General features: G+C 66.6%; 1 protein-coding gene and 1 pseudogene. One reads left to right on the top strand and one right to left on the bottom strand.

Going from position 1 to position 1,459, the window contains the following annotated elements:
* Positions 1-118, top strand: a pseudogene (locus ACWEOZ_RS44330) (IS5/IS1182 family transposase); the annotation flags it as partial.
* Positions 119-127: 9 nt separating this feature from the next.
* Here the strand turns inward: ACWEOZ_RS44330 and ACWEOZ_RS44325 are convergent.
* A protein-coding gene (locus ACWEOZ_RS44325) for an IS3 family transposase (protein ID WP_451916674.1) occupies positions 128-1,296 on the bottom strand; the annotation gives its coding sequence in 2 pieces (ribosomal slippage) (positions 128-1,009 and positions 1,012-1,296; 1,167 coding nt in all).
* Positions 1,297-1,459 lie beyond the last annotated feature (163 nt).

Here is a 1,459-nt window from a genome sequence, read left to right as displayed (position 1 = left end):
CCGGCAACGCCACGCCGTCGAGTGCGGCATCAACCGTCTCAAACGTCACCGAGCCGTGGCCACCAGGTTCGACAAACTCGCCGTCCGCTACGAAGGGGTCTGCTGCACCGATAGGTGACAGTTCTAGTCACGCGGCCTGACTGGCCGGTGGGGTCATGATGGTTTCGTACTCGATAGGGGTCAACCGGGCCAGGGATCGTTGGCGTCGGCGGCGGTGGTAGGTCCGTTCGATCCAGGTCACGATCGCGGTCCTCAGCTGCTGCCGGGTGGTCCAGGTGCGGCGGTCGAGGACGTTGTTCTGTAGCAGGCCGAAGAACGATTCCATGGCGGCGTTGTCGCCGGCGGCGCCGACGCGTCCCATCGACCCGATCATGTGGTGCTGGTTCAGAGCGCGGACGAGCTTTCTTGATCGAAATTGCGACCCGCGGTCGGTGTGCAGCACGCAGCCGGCCACGTCACCGCGGCGGGCGACGGCGTTGTGCAGGGCGTTGACCGCCAGCCGCGACTTCATGCGCGAGTCGATGGAGTAGCCGACGATCCGGTTGGACCACACGTCCTTGATCGCGCACAGATACAGGTTGCCCTCACCGGTGCGGTGTTCGGTGATGTCGGCCAGCCACAACCGATTCGGCCCGGCGGCGGTGAAGTCGCGTTGGACGAGGTCGTCGTGGACCGGCGGGCCCGGCCTGCCGCCCTTGCCGCGGCGTCGTTTGCGGTTGAACGCGCTGAACCAGCCCATGCCGGAGCAGATCTTCCACGCAGTCCGTTCCACCATCGCCTGTCCGGCGGCGCGGGCTTCGTCGGCCAGGAACCGGTAGCCGAACTCCGGGTCGTCACGATGGGCGTCGAACAACGCGTCCGCCCGATACGCCTGGGCCAGGTCAGCGTCGGTGACCGGGTGGGCGAGCCACCGGTAGTAGGGCTGTCGAGCGGTGTTCAGCACCCGGCACGTCACCGCGACGGGGATACCGCCGGCGGCGAGCTCGTTCACGAGCGGGTAGAGCCTTTTCCCGGCAGGTTCGCCTGTGACAGATACGCCGCGGCCCGGCGCAGGACCTCGTTCTCCTGCTCCAGCATTTTGTTCCGGCGCCGCAGCTCGCGCAGTTCCGCCGCCTCGCTGCCGCTCACGCCGGGCTTGACGCCGGCGTCGGTGTCGGCCTGGCGCAGCCACTTGAACAACGTCATCGGATGGACCCCGAAGTCCTTGGCGATCTGCTCGACCGTCACACCGGGCTCGCGGTCACGAGCGACCCGCACGACGTCGTCGCGGAACTCACGGGGGTAGGGCTTGGGCACAGCAACATCCTTCCAGCCCGCCGTCACGGCAAGCCATCTCAGATGTCACCTATCGGTGCAGCAGACCCTAATGTCGGGCGGTGGCTGAGGTTGCGGCGTGGCGGTGATCGATAGACGAAGAGGTCTCCGGTAAGTGGTTCAGCGACCAAGCAGAACTTCATAC

This window comes from Actinoplanes sp. NPDC004185 (genome assembly GCF_053603475.1).
This window is presented reverse-complemented; position numbering and strand designations above follow the sequence as displayed.